Raw genomic sequence first — 21,698 nt, 5'->3', positions numbered from 1 at the left:
TTTTGTCCAAATCTTTGATTTGGGTATAAAAGGGGTATGCCGTAGGCAGGCACAGCCTTTAAACAAAAAGTGCAGGCTGCTTTTTGATAAACAAACAGGATTAACACTCTAAAATATAAGAACCTGTATTCACAAAGACACAGGTTATCGGAATACATTTGAGCGTGAAGTATCAGAGAAATTGGGTTTAACTGTTGAGATTTCAAAGAAAATTCAAGATATTTCTTGGCATATTCTGCCCAAACGTTGGATTGTAGAACGAACATTTGCATGGTTAGGTTGGTCTCGACGTTTAGCAAAAGATTTTGAGCAGACGAATTTATCTGCTGAAAATTTTGTTAAACTAGGGTATATTTCACAAATATTAAAATTTATCAAATAGTTGTTTGTGAATACAGGTTCTTATTACGGTTGGTTGGGAGAGAGCGACAGCAATCAAAAAAATGGCGCGTTGGATTTTGTGTACACAGGCAACAGTGATGCCGACACGTTGGTTTTATCGGGTGGCAGCCAATTAAACGGCAACATCATGGTAAACAAAGGCAATGTGGTGTTGTCGGGTCGCCCCACGCCCCATGCGTATGACTACATCAAAAACAAAGACGTGGCGTATGAAGACGATTGGCAAACGCGCACCTTTGCCGCCAACCGCTTTGTGGCGCAAAACAATGGTCATCTGTATGTGGGACGCAATGTGAGTCGCATTCAAGGCGATATCGTTGCACAAAATACGGCGCAAGCAACAGTGGGTTATGTCGCTGGTGAAACGCCTGTTTGCTCCCGTTCTGACCATACAGGCGCAACCACTTGTGATTTGAATAATCCCAATGCGATTAGCGAAACAACGTATCAAAACTTGCCGCGTACCGAATGGGTGGGCAACGCCACATTAAGCGACACGGCAAAACTAACTTTGGGCAAGACCCATTTTGCAGGCAGCCTGCACGCTGCGCCCGAAACCACGCTTGTGATGCAGCGCGATTCACAATGGCATATGCCTAGCGACCAAACGATTGGACATTTGCATGGCGAAGGTGGCGAAATTGTGTTGCACCCTGTTAATGCCGAGCCAAATACGTTTAATACTTTAACGGTGGCTGGCAATTTGTCGGGAGATTTGATGTGGGATTTCAACATCGACATCGCACAAAACAAAGGCGACCAAGTGGTTGTGAACGGTTTGGCATCGGGTAATCATGCTTTAACTGTACGCAATACCACGACCGAGCCGACACAACCGCAACGCCTTGTGTTGATGAATTTGCAAAACAAGGGCGATATAACGGTTAAAGTCAATGCTGATAATACGGTTGATGCAGGCACATGGCGTTACACCAAAACCGATGATGCTCAAACGGTTTATTTGTATAACCCAGTAAAAGAAAAAGAATTTGCTGATGCGGAAGCTGCGCGTTTAGCCGAAGAAAAACGTAAAGCCGAAGAAGCTGCGCGTTTAGCAAAAGAAGAAGTCGAACGCAAGCAAGCAGAACTGGAAAAAGCACAAGCCGAAGCCAAAGCGGCTGCCAAAGCCTTGCGCCGACAACAGCAAGCCAATATTGTGAGTGTGTACAGCAACACCGCCCTGTCCGAACTGTCATCGCAAGCCTACACTTTGGAACATATTGGTAACCGAATTGAACAGCGCGTCCACCATACGCCACACAATCAAACAGGTGTGTGGCTGGAAAGCGATTGGCAAAACATGCACCATCAGTCCAGCCAATATCGCGGTTACGAACAACGCGAAATGCTGACCCAACTGGGCGCGGACACCAGCATTAGCACATCTACTGCCGATGTGTTAATAGGCGGCACAATCAGCCACGCCAACAGCCACGTGGACTTTGACGGACAAGCCACAGGCAACACGCAAACCACCATGTCAAGCGTGTATGGTAAAGCGCAGTTGCACAACGGCGTGTTTGCGGCTGCCGATGCAGGCTACGGTCGCGCCCAAAGCGAAGTCAATGCCGATAATTTGAATGCGGATTTCAGTCTCTCGATTGCCGAAGTGGGCGCAAGTTTGGGCTACACTTTACACGCGCAAAATTGGCAAATTCAGCCACATATTGGTGTGCGCTATCATCGCATCGGACAAGCGCAATACGATTTGGGTAACACGCACGTTGATGTGCCGACTGCACACATTATTGCGCCACACGCAGGCGTTAGCGTGGCATATCGCTGGCAACTGGCAAACGGCGCGGTGTTGCAACCTGCATGGCGCAGTGTGTACCGCGATGCCAACCGCGATGCCGATGTAAACGTAAACGGCTATGGCTTAACCCAACGCTTTCGGCGACAATGGGAAAACGAGTTGAGCATGAGCGTGGCATTGGCAAATTGGCAAGCTGGTGTGCATATTGGTTATGCCAAAGGCAACGAAACAGGTTCGCGCAAATCGGCTGGCGCAACGGTTAAGATAATTTGGTAAACAAAAAAGCAGCCTGCACTTTGGGTAAACAAAAAGTGCAGGCTGCTTTTTATCCATTTAAAAGCAGCCTGCACTTTCTATTCAAACCAACATCATTACGCTTGGGTCAAATCCACGTCTTTGGTTTCGCGTGTGCTATACAATGCCAGCAACGACAACGCGCAGTTCATCGCCAAATACACGCCCACGCCCAAAATACCGTAACGGTTGTTTAACTCAATCGCCACCAAAGTTGCCACCGATGCGCCCACAATCGCCGAAAAGTTATACGCCAACGATGCACCCGAATAGCGCACTTCGGTTGGGAACAGTTCGGGCAACAAAGCTGCCATCGGGCCAAAAGTCATGCCCATCAACGCCATACCGACTGCTAAAAATGCCAATACGGAAGACGGTGTGCCGTTGGTCAAGAACAATGGCATCGTCAGGCCAAACACCAAAATGCCCCACGTTACCCAAATCAAAAAGCGACGGCGACCCAATTTGTCAGCATACACGCCTGACAAGCTAACAAAAATACCAAACACAATCGCGCCCAACAACAAAAAGCCTGTGAATGTGTTGGCTGGAATGCCCAAACCTGTTGGCTGACCAAATTCAGACAAACCGACTGGTTTTTTGGAATACACTTGCACAAACGCGGTCATGATGTAGAACAACACATACGTTGCCGCCATAATAAACGTGCCTTGCAAAATCGGCTTGATGTGTTTGGTCATCACTTCTTTAACTGGCGCGCCTTTGGTTTTGCCTTTGGCTTCGGCTTCGCGATAAACATGGCTTTCGTGCAAAGTCATACGCATCCACAAACCGACAATCACGAGCAACAACGATGCGATAAACGGAATGCGCCAGCCCCATTTAACCAATTCTTCATGTCCAACCGCAGTGCTAATCAAGAAAAATACGCCGTTTGCCATAAACAAACCGATGGGTGCGCCCAGTTGTGGGAATGTGCCAAACCATGCACGTTTGCCTTCGGGTGCGTTTTCGGTTGCCACCAATGCCGCACCACCCCATTCGCCGCCCAAGCCCAAGCCTTGTCCAAAACGGAAAATACAGAGCAGCAGCGGAGCCAAAATGCCAATTTGTTCGTAATTAGGCAACAAGCCAATCGCGACAGTAGATAAACCCATCGTCAAAAGTGATGCCACCAGCGTTTTTTTGCGACCGATTTTGTCGCCAAAGTGTCCAAACAATGCCGAACCAATCGGACGGGCAAAAAACGCCAAAGCCAGCGTGGACAACGACAACAACGTGGCGGCGTGGTCATCGGTTTTTGGGAAAAACTGGGTGCTGAATACCAAAACGGCAGCCGCAGCGTAAATGTAGTAATCATAAAATTCGATTGCCGTGCCAATCATGGAGGCAATGGCAACTTTGTACGGATTGTTGCGAAGTTCTGTGTGCGACATAATTATCCTTAAGTGTTTGTCGGTCTTAAAAAAAAGATAACGGAATATACGCAATCTTACATTTCTCGTCTAGTGTTAAATTTTGTTGGCAACGATAAATATTTTTAATAAAAAAGCAGCCTGCATTTTTGATGACTCAAAGTGCAGGCTGCTTTGTGATGGTGCTTACTTTTGTACCGCAGAAATCTTGATTTCCACTTTCCATTCGGGTTTTGCCAGTTTGGCTTCAACACAAGCGCGGGCGGGCATGTTTTGCGTATCCACCCATGCGTCCCACACTACGTTCATGCCGTCGTAGTCTGCCAAGTTGGGCAAATAAATCGTGGCTTCTAAAATGCGCGATTTGTCTGAACCAGCCTGCGCGAGCCAATGGTCAATTTGGCGCAACACATCGGCGGTTTGTGCGGTGATGTCACCCGATGTGTCTTCGGGAACCATGCCTGCCAAAAACACAAAACCGTTGGCAGAAACGGCTTCCGATAAACGATAATTGCTGCCAAAGCGTTGGATATTGCTCATGATGTTTTCCTTGTTACATAAGAACCTGCATTCACAAAAACTATTTGATAAATTTTAGAATCTGTATTCACAAACAACTATTTGATAAATTTTAATATTTGTGAAATATACCCTAGTTTAACAAAATTTTCAGCAGATAAATTCGTCTGCTCAAAATCTTTTGCTAAACGTCCAGACCAACCTAACCATGCAAACGTTCGTTCTACAATCCAACGTTTGGGCAGAATATGCCAAGAAATATCTTGAATTTTCTTTGAAATCTCAACAGTTAAACCCAATTACTCTGACACTTCACGCTCAAATGTATTCCGATAACCTGCGTCTTTGTGAATACAGGTTCTGAATAATAAATCATAAAAAAAGCCCAAAAACAGATTTTACTCTATTTTGGGCTTTTTATCTAATGCATGAATTGATTAGAAAATCTCACGCCAAGATAAACGACGGATTTGTATTTTTTTACCACAACGACGACCAACAACGCTAAATGTTGCGCCAATTCCTGTTGCCGTATTACCTGTCAATACATAGTTACCGTCAGTATTATTAAAGCAATCATCCTTTGCCTTTTCACCACCAGGAGTTAAATCACCATCTTCACCATTGGTTCTCGCTTCCCCATCACGAGTCATCGCAGAACCTAAACTATGAACATTAGAATCATTGGTTAATAATGTATGATTTGGTAAACCGCTGGAAGAGTACAAACCTACGGTAAAATAGGTATTACTATATGCAGTATCATTAGGATTAAAGTTGCTGGCATATTTACCTAAAAAGTCAACACCCGTACCTGATGATACTTTTACCGCACCACCATTGGTCGCATTCAATACCAAAATCCATCCAGATGATTGATTCTCACTTGGCTGTACTTTCTCATAAGTGGTAATGGTTTCATAAGTAACCCTTTTTTCGCGCTCTTGCATTTTAGTGCTGGTATTTACAGTACCCGTACAAACATCACCTGAACTAGTGGTTGATGTTGAGTTCGTGCTGATTTCTTTCCAAACAGACCATGGAAGTTCTTGGTGATTTTGGTCTAACTTTTCGCTTACTTTAACCCAACCATCAGCTTGCCAATTATCTTTTGACCAATCATTATTATTGGCCGTAGCAACTGGTTTTTCTTTATAGATACGAGTTGAAAGAATCAAAGTACCAAAAATCACAGTTGGGGTAACCACAACACGTTCACCATCTTGTACAGATGTCGTGTTACCTAATCGCACTTTCCAACCACCATAGGCTAATTTTGATTTATCACTAGAACTTTCAATTGCATTGGTTGAGCCTTTACGAACAATTACTTCTTTTGCGTCAGGAGTACCCTCTGCCATTGTTGCAGTCGTTGTGGTTAATGTTTGCTCCAACAAATCACTAGCTGTTAAAGGTTTTTCAGCTTCAGCAGCAGAATCATTAATAACATTAACAGGATCCAAATTACTTGTATTGAATCGTTGATAAATACCATATACAGCCTGCTCAACGGTCGAATTATAATCGCTAGCATACATATCACTACCCGTACCAAATGCCACAACATATCGTCCATTTTTTTGCATGGAAATAGCAGGAGCACTTGTAATTGGTTGGTTTGCAGAACCTGAATAAATTTTCTTCACAGCACCAGCACCATAGGCAACATTACCATTAGACAAATCAATTTTGCGCAAATCAAAGCGATACATATTACCACCATAATCTCCTGCAAAGGCAAAGTCATACACACCATCTCGATTCACATCAAGTAAGGTTGGCGATGCCAAACCACCCACGCCGTCTGGAACCACCACTTTTGCCAATAATTTACCTTTTGGATTACGGTTTGCTGTAGCAGCAGTAGCAGCACCACCACCAACATCTACACCCAACGCATCTTGAATATACAGAGCGGTTTCCTGACTACCATTAGTAGGATAAGAGAAGCCACTTGATAAGAAAGAAGCATAATAAATACCTGTGGTTAAGTTTTTGTCTGATAAAGAGCCATCGGCGTTATGTCTAATAGCAACGCGACCAATTTGTGGATAACCAACGGTATAGCCTAATGAAGAAAAATCTGCACTATTATCCTTTGGATTAGATTCATATAAAGGCACGGACGTATTCCATGTATTACTTTCGGCATTTAAGCCGATAGGTTTACCAGTATCTAAAGCCTTACCGCCAATATTGAGTGCGTACATACCACGTCCGCCTTGTCCCAAAGCCCCCACCATAAACGTGTTTTGACTATTAGATTTAGCTGAAGTCGTACGAACCGTAATACCACCATTAATCATAAATAAATGTGGACGCGCAGAATCTTTTGCATAATCCTCGTCTGCTAAATCTTTGTAACGAGTAGCATGAGTATCAAACAATGTTTGGCGCGGCATTGTCGCAGGTAAGTAATTCAATTTTAATGAATACGGATTTTTTGCATTGGCATCAGGATTACTTTGGAACAAGTACACCATGCCATCATTGGCTGCCGTAATCAAAAACTCTTGTCGATTACCTTGCGCAGTGCCATTTTTACCAGTCGCAACAATCGGCGTATCCAACACATCGCCCATATTATATTCATCAACACCAGTACTGCGTGGACTATCAGTAGGTGGATTTGGACGAATACGATAAGGCGTTGGATACTTCATATCTTTAATTTTGCTGTCATCGCTGCCTGTAACAGCACGAGTTGTCCAAGGCAATAATGCCTTATTCCACTCATCAGTACGTGGAGGCGTTTGCGTATCAGCAGGCAAATTAAAGAATGTATTATTCAAGCTATTGCCTACATTATCTGCCCATCGTACACCCGAACTTGTCATAATCAACGCTTTACGTTGCGAAAAGTCAGCCACATGCCAAGACGAAGTATCTGCTTGTGCTTTGCTATTTAAAGCATAAAAACGCAATTCGCTACTTTTTAGCCCTGCGGGGACAAACACTGATGCCGCCATATTAGGAATACTATTGCTAGCACCTGTCGCACTAGGAGGAGAGGTGGCATAAGATGTCTCTGCCATTACACTTTGCTGGCGATTAGGCGTACCTGCAATAGGTGCAAGAATCGGCAAGGTATTGGTAGTGGGAGGCAAATCAATAGGATTACTATTGCTAGGTGGTGGATTTTCACGTTCAATTTGGTCAAAAATCGAATCAAATGCCTTTTGTAATCCTGCTTGGTCATTGGCTGGATAGTACGCTTTTTGTACTGTTCCATCTTTTAATTTAATGTCGCTAGCACCACCTTTTAATAAGGCCAAACCACTACTAGTCAAACCACTACCAAACCCAATGGTAAACGTTGTAATGTTTTGTGTTGGAAAAGCTGGGTCATTCCATGATTTACCTGTATCATCATTGCCAACTGTGCGCAAATCAATTTTGTTGATTGGCTCGCTAAAAAATGACAACATCTCGCCTGCATATTGGGTTTGAGGAGCTAAAATTGGTTGATAATTAAAGATAGGATACATTCCGTATAAACCATATGCAGTGCGTTTGCTAGGTGTATAGAATGCGGAATCACTATCCAAGAAATCCAAATCGCTAGTTAAATTCCGTAATGGAGATTCAGTATACCAGTACCCCAGCTCTCTCTTCCTTACTGAGGGACCAAAATTCACACTAGGGTCAGAAACACCACTATATGGATAATAAATAAAATTTTGTGGTAATTCACTACACCAGTTTTTGGCATTAGAATTGGATTGTCGATAAGCTGCATTGCACATGCTACGATATTTGGGTGAACTTTTATTAATCAATTTACCATCTTTCGTTAAGAGATTACGCCAAAATTCATATTTATTAAGTTCTCTGTTAATATAAACCCAATGTGGATAATATAAAAAGTCACCTACCGTATTCCTTCTAACACCAGCATCTACCCAAAAACCCATAGGCCAGTTCGAATCACCATCAGATAATAGAACTACATAACTTTTTTGGCAACGGTATTTGATACCTTCATTTAGCATATTAACAGCCTTGAGATAGCTAGTAATGGTTGGCGTAGTACCAGAAGCAGGGAAATTTCTAATTGCATTAGCAACAGTTAAATAACTGGTTCCTAACGAAAGGTTGTATCTAGAACTTGAGTCATTAAATGAAACAAGACCCCAGTTAATTCGGCTACCATATTTATCAACTATTTTTGACAAGGAATTTCGCAATATTCCTTGCCGAGTTTGACCATACGAACCAGGAACCTCTGCCCTCATACTCCCAGAATCATCCAACAACAACATAATATTAGGTTTAGCACCCTGCATACCACGTACTGTTGTATTGGTAACCGATTGTTGCTGTTTTAAAATATTGGCATACGGTGTCGTTACTGTGGTTTTTTTTACAGTTGCCGTACTGGATAAATGCTGTGGCGCAATGGCAAATGGCGAATCAGCTGCCATTGTCGCAAAGCTGGACAAAGCAAGTGATACCCCCAAGCTTAATGGTTTAAGATTGCAATTATATTTTTTACATTTGAGACTCATACAACCCTCGTTTCTTGATAAATAGGTTAATATAAAAAAACCTGATTAAATTTTCTGAACAATTGGAATGATAACTTAATTTTGCGGACAAGATTTTTATTTCCCAACTTTCATTGCCATAATGTTATATTTTTGTCAAACTATACCACAACTTCCAAATAAGAAGCATAAAATAGGCAATGACCGCTGGTACGAAATTTACATTCCCATTGCTGAACGCCTATTTGAGAACCTGTATTCACAAAAAACTATTTGATAAATTTTAATATTTGTGAAATATACCCTAGGGGCTAATGACATTTTAGCTATAATTTCAACCAAATCAAAGCACAAGCTAATGACACGGTACTTTCATAATTACGTTTTAATTTATCGTACCGTGTTGCCAGCGCACGAAAATGCTTTAATCGTGCAAAAGCATTTTTTACCAAGTGCCTGATTTTATATAAATACCAAACCAGCTGTAATCATAAATTCAATTGGATTACCACAAGCATCAACCGCTAAATGAATTTTAGACGTATGACCTCCGATACTCTTACCGACAGCTTGATGCACAATGGATTTTTTACCCATGCCGTGTTGATGAACACGGATATGGCTACCGTCCATAAAGACCCATTCTATATCGGGTGTATCTGCCAAATGTTTAAATAATTTGGTAAAAATACCGCGTTTAGACCAGTGATTGAAACTTTGGTAAAGGCTGTTTGCTTTACCAAAATAACTAGGTATATCAGCCCATTGGCAGCCTGTACGTAAGCGAAACAGGATACCTTCTACTGTTTTGCGTAAATTTTTCTTGCGATAAATGCCAAGCTGTTTCAAAATAGGTAACAGTCTTGACCATGTTTCATTTGTAAGCGTGTTTCGGGACATGGCAAAGGTTTAGGATGGTTGTGTGGAAACAATATCTTAAATCCTTTGCCTCTTTTTTTGAATTGTCAATAGCCCCTAGTTTAACAAAATTTTCAGCAGATAAATTCGTCTGCTCAAAATCTTTTGCTAAACGTCCAGACCAACCTAACCATGCAAACGTTCGTTCTACAATCCAACGTTTGGGCAGAATATGCCAAGAAATATCTTGAATTTTCTTTGAAATCTCAACAGTTAGAACCTGCATTCACAAAAATGATAAAATATCTTTATGACTAGAAAATCCTACCCAACAGACTTAACAGATGCCCAATGGCAAGCGATTGAGCCACATTTTAACCAGCTACGCCACTACAAATGGGATAAACGTCAATTAGTGAATGCCGTTTTGTACATGACCAAAACAGGTTGCCAGTGGCGTATGCTGCCCAATGATTTTCCACCTTATTCAACCGTATGGAGTTTCTATCGCAGAGCCAATCAATCAGGCTTATGGGATAGAATTCTTTTGGCATTGGTTCAAAAAAACGTTTAATCCATCAAAAACAAGCAATGCCAACTTATGCCATTATTGATTCACAAAGCGTCAAAACAGCTTCTAGCGCACATGATAAAGGTTTTGATGGAGGTAAAAAAATCAAAGGTCGTAAGCGACATATAGCTGTTGATACGTTGGGTAATCTATTGTCTGTTGTGGTTCATGCAGCCAATATTCATGACACAAAAGCAGGTATTTTTGTAGCAAAAAAAGCGTTTGAGACCTATCCGAGTTTAAAAGGTTTCTGTGCAGATGCAGGTTATCGGAATACATTTGAGCGTGAAGTATCAGAGCAATTGGGTTTAACTGTTGAGATTTCAAAGAGAATTCAAGATATTTCTTGGCATATTCTGCCCAAACGTTGGATTGTAGAACGAACGTTTGCATGGTTAGGTTGGTCTCGACGTTTAGCAAAAGATTTTGAGCAGACGAATTTATCTGCTGAAAATTTTGTTAAACTAGGGTATATTTCACAAATATTAAGATTTATCAAATAGTTGTTTGTGAATACAGGTTCTTAAACCCAATTGCTCTGATACTTCACGCTCAAATGTATTCCGATAACCTGCGTCTGCACAGAAACCTTTTAAACTCGGATAGGTCTCAAACGCTTTTTTTGCTACAAAAATACCTGCTTTTGTGTCATGAATATTGGCTGCATGAACCACAACAGACAATAGATTACCCAACGTATCAACAGCTATATGTCGCTTACGACCTTTGATTTTTTTACCTCCATCAAAACCTTTATCATGTGCGCTAGAAGCTGTTTTGACGCTTTGTGAATCAATAATGGCATAAGTTGGCATTGCTTGTTTTTGATGGATTAAACGTTTTTTTGAACCAATGCCAAAAGAATTCTATCCCATAAGCCTGATTGATTGGCTCTGCGATAGAAACTCCATACGGTTGAATAAGGTGGAAAATCATTGGGCAGCATACGCCACTGGCAACCTGTTTTGGTAATATACAAAACGGCATTCACTAATTGACGTTTATCCCATTTGTAGTGGCGTAGCTGGTTAAAATGTGGCTCAATCGCTTGCCATTGGGCATCTGTTAAGTCTGTTGGGTAGGATTTTCTAGTCATAAAGATATTTTATCATTTTTGTGAATACAGGTTCTTACAGATAACACAATCAACAACCACCCACAATATGCATACTCCGATGGTGCAAATCGTCCAGCGTGCTGCGATGCCCAATGCTAACGATAATGCTATCGGGCAGGCGTTGGCGTATCAGTTGATAAAGATGCGCTTCGGTCGGTTCGTCCAAAGCGGCGGTGGCTTCGTCCAGCAAAATCATTTTGGGTTGCGCTAACAAAATTCGGGCAAACACCAAACGCTGCAATTCACCAGGCGACAAAATGTGTTGCCAATCTTTCACTTTATCTAAATGCTCGGCAAGATGCACCAATTTGCAATCGTCCAACACTTGTAAAATTTGTGCTTCGCTGGCTTGGTGGCTTGGGTAGCATAAAGTTTGTTGCAGGCTGCCTTGTGGCACATACGGTCGCTGTGGCACAAACATCGTGCCGCTCATTTGTGGCGATACAATGCGCCCTGCTCCGCCAAATGCCCATAAGCCTGCAATCAGGCGCAATAAAGACGTTTTGCCGCAACCCGATGGGCCTTTAATCAACAAACTTTCGCCTTGTTTCACCGATAAGTTGATGTTTTCAATCAATACTTCTTGACTGGGGCGCAACAGAGCCACGTTTTCCAAGTGCAGGCTGCTTTCGTTGGTTTCACGCGTGGGTTGCTGTGAGTGCGGCGTGTATTCCAAGCTGCTTAAAAAACCGCTCAAACGCTCTAATCGGGCGCGATAAGATGTGAACTGTTTGTAAAATAAGCGAAAAAATGACAAAGAGCGTTGCAATCGCACAAACACTTGCACGGTTTGATGAATGTCGCCAATTTTGATTTGTCCTTCAAACAGGCGCGGTGCTTGCAAAATAATCGGCAATAATTGTATGCCTTGGCTGAACATATCGTTAAAACCGCTCAACGTAACGCTTTGTCGGGCAATGAGCCAGCGGTTTTTGATAATGGCGACAAAGTTTTGTGATAGACGTTCTTGCTCCACCGCTTCGCCGTTGTAAAAGGCAACGCTCTCGGCATGGTCGCGCACACGGATTAGCGAATAGCGGTAATCGCCGTTGAGTCGTTCGTTTTCATAATTATACTGAATCAAAGGCTTACCAATCCACATCGCAATGCAAGTCGCCAAAATCACGACAATAAACACCAAAAACACAATGCCGTGCGGAATGTCTATCCCAAAAATCGTGAGTATGCCTGCCAAGCCCCATAGCACCAGCGTGAACTCAATAGACGACAAACCCGAATTGAGCATGCCGCGGATAAATTCAATCGTATTGGCGATGAATTCTTGCGCGTCTTGCTGAATACGTTGGTCGATGTTATCGGGCGATTGGCGTTGATTTTGCAGGCGATAGTAGTTTTTGTGCGCCAGCCAGTGCGACACCAGCACTTGATTGAGCTGCTTTGACCATTTAATCGCAAGGGCTTGGTCTAAAAAATCATTGACCGCGCCGTTGAAAGTTCGCAGCAGCACCACCGCGGCGTTCATGCCTGCAAACAGCCAAAAGGCTTGCACATTCATGTCTTGCATGGACGTGTACAAACCGCTGGACATGAAGGTGCTAAACACATTCAGGCGGACTTCGGTCAGCAGCAATAAAATCATTAGCGCGACAAAGCCAATGATGTGCAGACTGCTTTTTCGGTCTAAACAAGGGCGCAGAACGTGCCAAAATTGTCGCCCAAATCGGGTTTTGCCAATCAAATAAATGCTGATTGCCAACAGCACCATGGTGGCGGTAAAAGTTTGCAGCAGCCACATGGGTGTGCCATAGAGTTCGGTTTGCCAAGTTTTCATGACTTCTTTCTATTTAAGCGATAAATATTTGTGAAAGCAGTGGTTTTTTATTATTTTTGATACACAAAAGCAGCCTGCACTTTATTGTAGGCTGCTTGGTTTATTGGTTTTACAAATCCCAGAAGATACCAAATCCAACCGAATTGGGTCCCGAGTGTGCCGATACAACTGGGCTAATCGGATACGCTGGCAAGTTTTTTAAGCCATGTTTTTTAGCGATGATGCCTTCAAATTCTCTGAACCATTCGCGCGGTGTGCCTGTGTAGAGCAGGTAAATGTATTGCTTTTTACCGCCATTTTTCATGTATTGTCCCAGTTGGTTAGACATATTGTTCATGGCGCGTGAAAAGCTGATGATTTTTTCTGCTACAACTGCTTCGCCTTTGGGGGTTACTTGGATAATCGGTTTGATATTTAAGGCATTGGCGATAAAGCCTGCGGTTTGCGACAAGCGTCCGTTGTTGATTAAGTAGCTCAAATCGCTCACGGCAAACATGAGTGTGTTGGTTTGACGCAAGTGCTGCAAACGGGCGATGGTTTTTTCGGTGGTCAAACCCGCACAGAAGCAGCGGTCTGCTTCCAATGCTATAAAGCCTTCGGCAAACGCGCCTGTTTTGGTGTCGAACAAATGGATTTTGAGTTTGCCTGCAAACAAGGCGGCAGCTTCTTTAATGTGTGTATAGGTTTGGCTTAATGCGCTGGACATGGCGACAACCAGCACTTCGGTATAGCCTTCATCTGCAATCTTTAAGAAAAATCGGTTTAATGCGCTGGGCGATGGTGGCGATGTTCGTGCCATAGTGCGTGGGTGCTTAATGAGCCAATCTTCAAATTCGGCAGCGTTGAGTGTTTCGCCATCTACAAACAGGCTTTCGTCCATGCGGATATTCAAGCGCAGGGTGCGAACATTATGCGGCTCTTTGTAATAATCTAGGCACGCAGTGGACATTGCCACAACCAATCGTTTTTTCATAAGAGAATACTTCCTGTATCTTGAATAGAATTTTGATCTAAAAATGGCGCGCATTTTACATTTGTTTTGGATTTTTTCCAATTTCTTACAATCACTATCATCAAGAATATTAAAAAGCAGCCTGCACTTTCTATCAACAAAAGTGCAGGCTGTTTTTTTCGTTTATATCAATGGTCAGACGCTTCTGCTGCGCCAATGCTCGTCATCGAACGTACATATTGAAACCTTTACAAAACCCCATCTTTGGCGCATTTCTTCGTGATGCACTTCTCGAACGCTTGAAAATATTTCAATATTATCTGCGCGCTCTGCGATGCTATCACTTTGAACTGCACTCAAATCTGGGGTTTTGCAAAGGTCTCAGCCTAACAATTTGGATTATCAGAAAAAACTTTCAAGCAGCCTGCAATCGCATTTACAATACGATTCTTTACAAAAAGTGCAGGCTGCCTGCTGGTATTATTTATGGATATTACTCAACTCAAAGCATTCATCACCGTAGCACACACGCAAAACTTAACCCAAGCCGCCGAAAAATTGTTTTTGTCGCAGCCTGCCGTGTCAGCACAAATCAAAGCGATTGAAAACGATGTTGGCACCCCCTTGTTTACGCGCACCAACAACGGTATGCAACTCACACGCGCAGGCGAAGTGCTGCTGCCCGAAGCCGAATCATTGTTGCAACACAAACACCGCTTGGAAGTGTTCGCGCAAACCCTGTCAGAACACTATGTCCAAAATATCCAGCTCGGCTTAATCCACCCGATTAACAGCAACAAAGTATCGGTACTGACACAACACATCATGCAAACCTAGCCCGATGTGCATTTGCATATTCAATACGGCATGAGCGGCGAAATTTTGTCGCGCTTATTGGCAAAAAAACTGCACGGCGGCTTTTTCTTGGGACACATCAACCAACGCAGCCTGCACACGATTGCGCTGGAAAACATCGCCTATTCGCTGATTTGCCCAGCCCAAGACGAAGCCGCCATTCGCAGCGGTTTGCCCAAAAGCCTCAATCAATTTACTTGGATTGAAATGTCGGGCATTTCGGGCAGCTACAAAATTTGCAGCAATTTTGGCAACGCCACAAGCTCAGTCCCAAAAAACAAATTATTTGCGATTATCCACAAGCGATTATTGATTTGTGCGCGGCTGGCACAGGCTTGGCGATTGTCCCCAAACACAGCGCAGAGCTGGCACAAGCACAAGGCAAACCCATTGCGATGATTCCAGAATACGAACAATCGCTGCCCTTGTCGTTTATCTATTTGGACGAATACAGCGAAGACCCAGCATTGGTGTTGTTGCGCGACCATGTAACGCAGGTTTGGCAGGTGTGATGTTTGGTGCGATACGAAGCAGCCTGCACCTTCCATTCATACTTGAATGCTCAACAAAATGTTCAATTAGCAGCAACCTTGTCCTCTCTCTGGGGCTAGGGAGAGGGAGCAGATTGGCGTGCATACAAAACTTTCTGCCAAAAATGGATACCCAAAAGTGCAGGCTGCTTTCAATCTTGGCAGCCTGTACCTATCCACTATACAATTCAATCTATTCTTATCTACCGAAAAGCCACGTCATGAACCAATTAGCCTTTGATTTTGACGAACCCGCCTACCCTCGCTTTGACAAATTGCTCGGACACGCCAATGCCGAGCTCATCTACATTCTGCAACAAGAACACGACCAATTTTTGTACATTTGGGGCGAACAAGGCTCGGGCAAAAGCCACATTTTACAAGCATGGGTGGGGCAAGCCATGCAGGCAGGACATCGCGCCCTATATATAGACGTAGGTAGCACACCACTCACCGATGCCGCCGCCGACTACGATTTTGTCGCCATAGACCAAGTAGAAAAACTCAACGCACAAGAGCAAGCCACCTTGTTTTATGTGTTCAACTGCTTTCGCAACAGCAAAAAAGGACATTTACTGCTATCGGCAGACGTTGCACCCAGCAAATTGCAACTGCGCGAAGACCTACGCACACGCATGAGTTTTTGTTTGGCATACGAAGTCAAATCATTGAGCCAAGAGGAAAAAATTGAAGCCCTAACCAATATGGCACACGCGCGACAACTCAATATAGACCCAGCCATTTATCATTATTTGTTGGAACATTGGCGACAAGATTTGCACAGTTTATTGTCTATGTTCAACGATTTAGCCAATTACTCCATTACGCAAGGCAAACCGATTACGCTGCCACTTTTGCGTAAACTCTTAAAACAACAGGAACAAGCATGAAAAACCTTGCCATTTTTGACCTAGACCACACACTCATCAACACCGACAGCGACAACGCCTTTCCACAATTTTTAATTGAAAAAGGCTTGCTCGATGCCGAACAAGCTGCCACCAAAAACGCACAGTTTTATCAAGATTATCAAAATGGTTGCTTGAATGTTGCCGATTTTATTGCGTTCCAAATCGCGCCGCTAGTCGGAATGCAGCCTGCACAACGCGATGCGCTGCACGCCGAATTCATGCAAAAATACATTCAGCCGCACATCACGCAAATGGCAAAAATGCTGGTGCAAAGCCACCGCGATGCAGGCGATGAATTGCTGGTTATTTCATCAACCAACGAATACATTATCACGCCGATTTGCCACGCATTTGGCATCAACAACATCATCGGCACGCAACTGGAAAGCGATGAAAATGGCGCGTTTACAGGCAAAATGGTCGGCACACCCAGCCTGCGCGAAGGCAAAATCACACGCCTAAACGAATGGCTGGCAGCGCGTGGCGAAACCATGCAAAGCTATGGCAAAACTTATTTTTACAGCGATTCGTACAACGATTTGCCATTGATGCAGTTGGTTGATGAAGCGGTTGCCATCAATCCAGATGAGACTTTGCTGGCACACGCAAAGCAGCACGGTTGGGCGGTTTTGAATTTTCAATAACAATAAAATATCAAGGAGTTAATATGTCTAGAAAACAATTAAGTTTTGAATTTTTCCCCACGCGCACACCAGAAGGTCGCGCCAAACAAGTCATCACACGCAAACAGTTGAGCCAATTCAACCCAGCGTTTTTTTCGTGTACTTCGGGCGCAGGCGGCAGCACACGCGATGGCACAATGCAAGCGATTAGCGACATTTTGTCCGAAGGCATTGCCGCTGCACCCCACCTACCCTGCATTGGCATGAAAGCCGAAGAAATCAAAGAATTGTTGTTGCAATACAAAGCGATGGGCGTGAAACACATTGTCGCGTTGCGTGGCGACATTCCGTCTGGCATTGGCTTGGGCATGGACGGTATGCGCTATGCCAACGAATTGGTAGAACTGATTAAAACCGAACACGGCAGCGATTTTCATGTGGAAGTGGCGGCGTATCCCGAATACCACCCACAATCGCGCAGCGCGGAAGACGACATCAACCATTTTGTTCGCAAAGTCAAAGCAGGCGCAGATTCGGCGATTACGCAATATTTTTACAATGCCGATGCGTATTTCCGTTTTGTAGATGACGTGCAAGGGCGCGGCGTAACCATTCCGATTGTGCCTGGCATTATGCCGATTGCCAGCTTTGCCAAATTGGCGCGTTTTTCTGATACTTGTGGCGCAGAAATTCCGCGTTGGTTGCGCTTGAAATTGCAATCGTATGCCGATGACACCGCGTCTATCAAAGCCTTGGCATTGGACGTGGTAACCGAGATGTGCGAACGCTTGCTGCGCGAAGGTGCGCCAAGTTTGCATTTTTACACGCTCAATCAGGCAGGTTTGGTATCCACGATTTGTCAGCGTTTGGGTTACTAATCCACACAAAAAGCAGCCTGCATTTTAAATAGACAAAATGCAGGCTGCTTTTCATCGCACTCAATCGTTATTTTATGTTAAAGTTCCCACTCTGTTTATTTACGAAAGACTACAATCATGCAAACTTGGCAACTTCCCGAACACATCGCCGATATTTTACCTGAACGCGCTCGTCAGATAGAAAGCGTAAAAGAACAAATACTTGCCTTGTTTCGCGTGCATGGATTTGAACTCGTCCACCCACCTTTAATGGAATACAGCGATTCGCTGCTCACACACATTGACAACGGCTTATCGCTAAAAACGATTCGCGTACCCGACCAATTAAGCGGACGACAACTCGGCATTCGCGCCGACATCACGCCGCAAGTGGCGCAAATTGACGCGCATTTGTTGTCTCAAAATCAAGGGATTAACCGTTTGTGCTATTCAGGCAGCGTGTTGCACGCCAAACCTGACGGCTTTTTAACCACACGCGAGCCATTCCAAACGAGCACGGAATTGTACGGCTGCGCGGACACGGTTGCCGATATTGAACTGATTGATTTGATGTTGAAATCGCTAAAAATGGGCGGTTTGGACAATGTGATTTTGTCGTTAGGACACATTGGCATGTTCCGCGCGATTGCCACCGCCGCGCAGTTGGACACAGCACAAAGTCAGCAGTTGCTCGCCATTATGCAAAACAAAGACCGCGAAGCCGTGCGCGAATTGGCGCAAAGCTGGCAATTAGACGATATTTGGACAAACGCGCTGGCATTGCTGCCTGAATTATATGGCGGACGCGAAATCGTGGAAACAGCGCGAACCAAATTGCCACAGCTAACGTCGATTACGCAGGCGTTGGATTCGTTGGCGCAGGTGTGTACGGCGTTCCCAGCGCAGGCGGTGCATATTGATTTGGCGGAAGTGCGCGTGGACAATTACCACACGGGTTTGCTGTATGCGGCTTATACGCCCGATTATCACGATGCGGTGGCGCATGGTGGGCGTTATGACGGCTTGGGTCAATATTTTGGGCGCAGTCGTCCTGCTACGGGTTTTAGTTTTGATTTACGCGTGTTTGGCGGCAAGCGAACGTCCACAAGCGGTGCGTGTGGCGCAAAAGGATTACGCGGCGGCGCGTAATGCGGTGGAGCAGTTGCGCAAACAAGGCGTGTGTGTGGTGATTGATTATGGTGTGGCGGATAATTCAGGCAGCCTGAAAAAGTTGGTTTTGCGTGGGGAAGATTGGGTTGTGGAGTAAGTGCAGGCTGCCTGAAAAAAGAGGAATCTTCAAATGAGCGATAAAATTTTAGCCTTGCTTTCTATGCTTTTTCTCGCATTTTTGATTTATTTAGACAACGGTTTTACCACGCTGGGCGGCTGGCTGTGTTTTCTGATACCTTGCATTTTTTTCGCTATTCTTGCCTATTTTGATTTTGCTGAAAAACGTTCATACGCCAGTCGTTTGGAAACTTTTTTGGCGACATCATTTAAATGGATTTCACGATTATTAAGCGGTATGCTTATCTTATTGCTTTCAGGCTGGACACTTTATTCAGTTTATAAAGCGTGGCAAGGTGGTAATGTATTTGATGTGCTATTTTTCGCATTATTTGGCATGAGTTTTACAGGATTTCTGATACATTTCTTCTTGTATGGACAAGCAGGATGTGCTATTTTTCGCATTATTTGGCATGAGTTTTACAGGATTTCTGATACATTTCTTCTTGTATGGACAAGCAGAAGGTAGAACAGGATTTCGCGCCAATCGTCTTGCTCATGAAAAACGCAAAAAGCGGTATCACTGGAAATGGTAATTTTGGGATTTTCAGGCAGCCTGAAAAACAGAAAGGAAAAAATGAACAACCTGATTGAAATTTATCAAACCGAAAATGGCGAAACACAAGTAGAAGTGCGTTTTGAGCAGGAAGCCGTTTGGTTATCGCAAGCGCAAATAGTAGAACTGTTTGGGCGTGATGTATCTGTTATACAGCATTGTTTATACGGATTGTTATCGTAGCTATGATGTATTAGATGTAAGCGACAAAGCCATTTTAGCTTCGCTGAAACTTCGTTTTCGTATCAATCACAGCACACATTTTGCTGAACGACAAAACCATATCAACGGAATTGAGAACTTTTGGAATCAAGCAAAACGTCATTTACGCAAATTTAACGGCATTCCTAAAGAGCATCTTGAGCTATATTTAAAGGAGTGCGAATGGCGTTTTAACAACAGTGAGATAAAAGTTCTTGTTCTATTTTAAAACAATTAGTGAAATTGAGTTTATCCTAGTTATCTAGGACAGCCCCTAAATCATTTTATGCAAATTAGACTAGAAGTAATGAAAAAACTTGCAAAAATATAAATAATCACTCTTTCAGGCAGCCTGAAACATTTTTTTTTAACCAAAAAAGGTCAAACAAAATGGCACAAAACGTAGTAGTCATCGGTTCGCAATGGGGCGACGAAGGCAAAGGCAAAATCGTAGATTGGCTCGCGGAACAAACCACAGGCGTGGTGCGTTTTCAGGGCGGGCACAACGCAGGACACACGCTGGTCGTAAACGGCAAAAAAACCGTGTTACGCTTGATTCCAAGCGGCATTTTGCATGAAAAATTGGATTGCTTTATCGGGTCGGGCGTGGTCGTGTCGCCTGAAGCCTTGCTCGGCGAGATTGACGAATTGAACGCGGCTGGCGTGAAAGACGTGGAAAAACGCTTGAAAATTTCGGCAACCACGCCCTTGATTTTGCCGTATCACATCGCGCTAGACCAAGCGCGTGAAGCATCAAAAGGCGACAAAAAAATCGGCACAACAGGACGCGGCATCGGTCCTGCGTATGAAGACAAAGTGGCGCGTCGTTCGGTGCGCGTGGGCGATTTGTTGAATATGGATTTGGTGGCGGACAAGGTTCGCGCGAATTTGGATTTGTACAATGTTCAGTTGGAACATTTGCACAAAGTTGCGCCTGTTTCGTTTGATGATGTGATGGCGAAAATCAACGCATTCCGCGAACGTGTTTTGCCGATGATTGCGGACGTTTCGCGCACTTTGTACGACAAAAATCAACGCGGTGAGCGTTTGTTGTTTGAAGGTGCGCAAGGCACGTTGTTGGATATTGATTACGGCACTTATCCTTTTGTTACTTCATCAAATTGTATTGCTGGCGCGGCTTCGGCTGGCGCAGGTGTGCCACCGCAAATGTTGCAATATGTATTAGGTATTGTGAAAGCCTATACCACGCGCGTGGGTAGCGGCCCTTTCCCGACAGAATTGTTTGACGATGTGGGCGCAGGTTTGGCACAACGAGGCAACGAGTTCGGCTCAGTAACAGGTCGTCCGCGCCGTTGTGGTTGGTTTGATGCGGCGGCGTTGAAACGCTCGATTCAAGTGAACGGTATCACAGGCATGTGCATCACGAAATTGGACGTGATGGACGGCATGAAAGAAGTGAAAATTTGCACGGGCTACACGCTGCCAGACGGTTCTACGACTGATATTTTGCCATTCGGTGCGGACGCGGTTGCGAATTGCACGCCAATTTACGAAACAATGGACGGCTGGACGGAAACGACTTTCGGCGTGAAATCGTATGACGCGCTGCCGACCAATGCGAAAAAATATCTGAAACGCATTGAAGAAGTGTGCGGTGCGCCAATCGCAATTATTTCAACTGGTCCTGACCGCGAAGAAACCATTTTGGTGCAACACCCATTTCAATAAAGCCATATAAAAAAACAGCCTGCACTTTACATTTAACCAAAGTGCAGGCTGCTCTATATTAATTA

Annotated in this window: 19 protein-coding genes and 4 pseudogenes; 13 read left to right on the top strand and 10 right to left on the bottom strand. The window is 44.0% G+C overall.

Features of this window, described 5'->3' with window-relative positions; all coding sequences use genetic code 11:
• The first annotated feature begins 181 nt into the window (after positions 1 to 181).
• Positions 182 to 382: a transposase gene (locus tag DQN52_RS11660; protein ID WP_003785470.1), complete on the top strand. Its 201-nt coding sequence runs from the start codon at positions 182 to 184 to the stop codon at positions 380 to 382.
• 6 nt (positions 383 to 388) lie between these two features.
• A complete protein-coding gene (locus DQN52_RS04795; protein ID WP_003785469.1) occupies positions 389 to 2,434 on the top strand; it encodes an autotransporter outer membrane beta-barrel domain-containing protein in 2,046 nt (681 codons plus the stop codon).
• A 95-nt stretch (positions 2,435 to 2,529) separates the two neighbouring features.
• Here DQN52_RS04795 and DQN52_RS04790 read toward each other — a convergent pair whose 3' ends face one another.
• The 6 genes and pseudogenes from DQN52_RS04790 to DQN52_RS04765 form a co-directional block, all read right to left on the bottom strand.
• Entirely contained in the window at positions 2,530 to 3,849 is a 1,320-nt protein-coding gene (locus DQN52_RS04790) for a metabolite/H+ symporter (RefSeq protein WP_003785468.1), read from the bottom strand.
• Between the two features lie 165 nt (positions 3,850 to 4,014).
• Positions 4,015 to 4,368, bottom strand: coding sequence for a RidA family protein (locus tag DQN52_RS04785; protein WP_003785467.1), 354 nt, complete (start codon positions 4,366 to 4,368; stop codon positions 4,015 to 4,017).
• Positions 4,369 to 4,445: 77 nt separating this feature from the next.
• Positions 4,446 to 4,646, bottom strand: coding sequence for a transposase (locus tag DQN52_RS11655; protein ID WP_003785466.1), 201 nt, complete (start codon positions 4,644 to 4,646; stop codon positions 4,446 to 4,448).
• Between the two features lie 138 nt (positions 4,647 to 4,784).
• On the bottom strand, positions 4,785 to 8,855 hold the full coding sequence (locus DQN52_RS04775) for a PilC/PilY family type IV pilus protein (protein ID WP_032827588.1): 4,071 nt from the start codon (positions 8,853 to 8,855) through the stop codon (positions 4,785 to 4,787).
• A 305-nt stretch (positions 8,856 to 9,160) separates the two neighbouring features.
• Positions 9,161 to 9,734, bottom strand: a pseudogene (locus DQN52_RS04770) (IS5 family transposase).
• The gene (locus DQN52_RS04765) at positions 9,709 to 9,978 is read right to left on the bottom strand and encodes a transposase (protein ID WP_071461657.1); all 270 of its coding nucleotides are present in this window, start codon (positions 9,976 to 9,978) and stop codon (positions 9,709 to 9,711) included. Before DQN52_RS04765 ends, DQN52_RS04770 begins: the two are co-directional and overlap by 26 nt.
• A gap of 24 nt (positions 9,979 to 10,002) precedes the next feature.
• Here DQN52_RS04765 and DQN52_RS11160 point away from each other — a divergent pair, with 24 nt between their 5' ends.
• Both DQN52_RS11160 and DQN52_RS11155 read left to right on the top strand, forming a co-directional pair.
• Positions 10,003 to 10,266: a transposase gene (locus DQN52_RS11160; RefSeq protein WP_032133164.1), complete on the top strand. Its 264-nt coding sequence runs from the start codon at positions 10,003 to 10,005 to the stop codon at positions 10,264 to 10,266.
• Positions 10,245 to 10,766 (top strand): IS5 family transposase, encoded by a 522-nt coding sequence (locus DQN52_RS11155; protein ID WP_331250425.1) that lies wholly within the window; start codon positions 10,245 to 10,247, stop codon positions 10,764 to 10,766. The genes DQN52_RS11160 and DQN52_RS11155 overlap by 22 nt, the downstream gene beginning before the upstream one ends.
• Here DQN52_RS11155 and DQN52_RS04750 read toward each other — a convergent pair.
• The 4 genes from DQN52_RS04750 to DQN52_RS04735 all read right to left on the bottom strand — a co-directional run bounded on the left by DQN52_RS04750 (position 10,749) and on the right by DQN52_RS04735 (position 14,145).
• Positions 10,749 to 11,078, bottom strand: coding sequence for a transposase (locus tag DQN52_RS04750; protein ID WP_111694420.1), 330 nt, complete (start codon positions 11,076 to 11,078; stop codon positions 10,749 to 10,751). The genes DQN52_RS11155 and DQN52_RS04750 overlap by 18 nt on opposite strands.
• A 17-nt stretch (positions 11,079 to 11,095) precedes the next feature.
• Positions 11,096 to 11,359 (bottom strand): transposase, encoded by a 264-nt coding sequence (locus DQN52_RS04745; RefSeq protein ID WP_003789867.1) that lies wholly within the window; start codon positions 11,357 to 11,359, stop codon positions 11,096 to 11,098.
• 49 nt (positions 11,360 to 11,408) lie between these two features.
• The gene (locus DQN52_RS04740; RefSeq protein WP_003785462.1) at positions 11,409 to 13,172 is read right to left on the bottom strand and encodes an ABC transporter ATP-binding protein/permease; all 1,764 of its coding nucleotides are present in this window, start codon (positions 13,170 to 13,172) and stop codon (positions 11,409 to 11,411) included.
• A gap of 109 nt (positions 13,173 to 13,281) precedes the next feature.
• Positions 13,282 to 14,145: a DegV family protein gene (locus DQN52_RS04735; RefSeq protein ID WP_003785460.1), complete on the bottom strand. Its 864-nt coding sequence runs from the start codon at positions 14,143 to 14,145 to the stop codon at positions 13,282 to 13,284.
• 465 nt (positions 14,146 to 14,610) lie between these two features.
• Between DQN52_RS04735 and DQN52_RS04730 the strand changes: the two are divergent.
• The 9 genes and pseudogenes from DQN52_RS04730 (at position 14,611) to DQN52_RS04690 (ending at position 21,633) form a co-directional block, all read left to right on the top strand.
• Positions 14,611 to 15,491 (top strand): annotated as a pseudogene (locus DQN52_RS04730) (LysR family transcriptional regulator).
• 239 nt (positions 15,492 to 15,730) lie between these two features.
• A complete protein-coding gene (gene hda / locus DQN52_RS04725; RefSeq protein ID WP_003789459.1) occupies positions 15,731 to 16,399 on the top strand; it encodes a DnaA regulatory inactivator Hda in 669 nt (222 codons plus the stop codon).
• On the top strand, positions 16,396 to 17,064 hold the full coding sequence (locus tag DQN52_RS04720; protein WP_003785452.1) for a histidinol-phosphatase: 669 nt from the start codon (positions 16,396 to 16,398) through the stop codon (positions 17,062 to 17,064). Before hda ends, DQN52_RS04720 begins: the two co-directional genes overlap by 4 nt.
• Before the next feature lie 23 nt (positions 17,065 to 17,087).
• Positions 17,088 to 17,921, top strand: a complete 834-nt coding sequence (gene metF / locus DQN52_RS04715) for a methylenetetrahydrofolate reductase [NAD(P)H] (protein WP_003785451.1) — start codon at positions 17,088 to 17,090, stop codon at positions 17,919 to 17,921.
• 117 nt (positions 17,922 to 18,038) lie between these two features.
• A pseudogene (locus tag DQN52_RS04710) lies at positions 18,039 to 19,167 on the top strand (ATP phosphoribosyltransferase regulatory subunit).
• Between the two features lie 33 nt (positions 19,168 to 19,200).
• On the top strand, positions 19,201 to 19,656 hold the full coding sequence (locus DQN52_RS04705) for a hypothetical protein (RefSeq protein WP_003785447.1): 456 nt from the start codon (positions 19,201 to 19,203) through the stop codon (positions 19,654 to 19,656).
• 108 nt (positions 19,657 to 19,764) lie between these two features.
• Complete coding sequence (locus DQN52_RS04700) at positions 19,765 to 19,926, top strand: phosphoribosylaminoimidazolesuccinocarboxamide synthase (protein WP_050792387.1); 162 nt, start codon at positions 19,765 to 19,767, stop codon at positions 19,924 to 19,926.
• Positions 19,898 to 20,202: pseudogene (locus DQN52_RS04695) on the top strand (transposase); the annotation flags it as partial. The gene DQN52_RS04700 and the pseudogene DQN52_RS04695, both read left to right, overlap by 29 nt.
• 132 nt (positions 20,203 to 20,334) lie before the next feature.
• A complete protein-coding gene (locus tag DQN52_RS04690) occupies positions 20,335 to 21,633 on the top strand; it encodes an adenylosuccinate synthase (protein WP_003785444.1) in 1,299 nt (432 codons plus the stop codon).
• Positions 21,634 to 21,698: the final 65 nt, after the last annotated feature.

Origin of the sequence: Kingella kingae, assembly GCF_900475905.1 — a bacterium.
GTDB classification, from domain to species: Bacteria; Pseudomonadota; Gammaproteobacteria; order Burkholderiales; family Neisseriaceae; genus Kingella; species Kingella kingae.
This window is presented reverse-complemented; position numbering and strand designations above follow the sequence as displayed.

Bases quoted from the DNA above. Each gene is read 5' to 3' on its own strand.
- DQN52_RS04790 (WP_003785468.1), bottom strand. From the start codon at position 3,849: ATGTCGCACACAGAACTTCGCAACAATCCGTACAAAGTTGCCATTGCC.
- DQN52_RS04785 (WP_003785467.1), bottom strand. From the start codon at position 4,368: ATGAGCAATATCCAACGCTTTGGCAGCAATTATCGTTTATCGGAAGCC.
- DQN52_RS04775 (WP_032827588.1), bottom strand. From the start codon at position 8,855: ATGAGTCTCAAATGTAAAAAATATAATTGCAATCTTAAACCATTAAGC.
- DQN52_RS04765 (WP_071461657.1), bottom strand. From the start codon at position 9,978: ATGCAGGTTCTAACTGTTGAGATTTCAAAGAAAATTCAAGATATTTCT.
- DQN52_RS11160 (WP_032133164.1), top strand. From the start codon at position 10,003: ATGACTAGAAAATCCTACCCAACAGACTTAACAGATGCCCAATGGCAA.
- DQN52_RS04750 (WP_111694420.1), bottom strand. From the start codon at position 11,078: ATGCCAACTTATGCCATTATTGATTCACAAAGCGTCAAAACAGCTTCT.
- DQN52_RS04745 (WP_003789867.1), bottom strand. From the start codon at position 11,359: ATGACTAGAAAATCCTACCCAACAGACTTAACAGATGCCCAATGGCAA.
- DQN52_RS04740 (WP_003785462.1), bottom strand. From the start codon at position 13,172: ATGAAAACTTGGCAAACCGAACTCTATGGCACACCCATGTGGCTGCTG.
- DQN52_RS04735 (WP_003785460.1), bottom strand. From the start codon at position 14,145: ATGAAAAAACGATTGGTTGTGGCAATGTCCACTGCGTGCCTAGATTAT.
- hda (WP_003789459.1), top strand. From the start codon at position 15,731: ATGAACCAATTAGCCTTTGATTTTGACGAACCCGCCTACCCTCGCTTT.
- DQN52_RS04720 (WP_003785452.1), top strand. From the start codon at position 16,396: ATGAAAAACCTTGCCATTTTTGACCTAGACCACACACTCATCAACACC.
- metF (WP_003785451.1), top strand. From the start codon at position 17,088: ATGTCTAGAAAACAATTAAGTTTTGAATTTTTCCCCACGCGCACACCA.
- DQN52_RS04705 (WP_003785447.1), top strand. From the start codon at position 19,201: ATGAGCGATAAAATTTTAGCCTTGCTTTCTATGCTTTTTCTCGCATTT.
- DQN52_RS04700 (WP_050792387.1), top strand. From the start codon at position 19,765: ATGAACAACCTGATTGAAATTTATCAAACCGAAAATGGCGAAACACAA.
- DQN52_RS04690 (WP_003785444.1), top strand. From the start codon at position 20,335: ATGGCACAAAACGTAGTAGTCATCGGTTCGCAATGGGGCGACGAAGGC.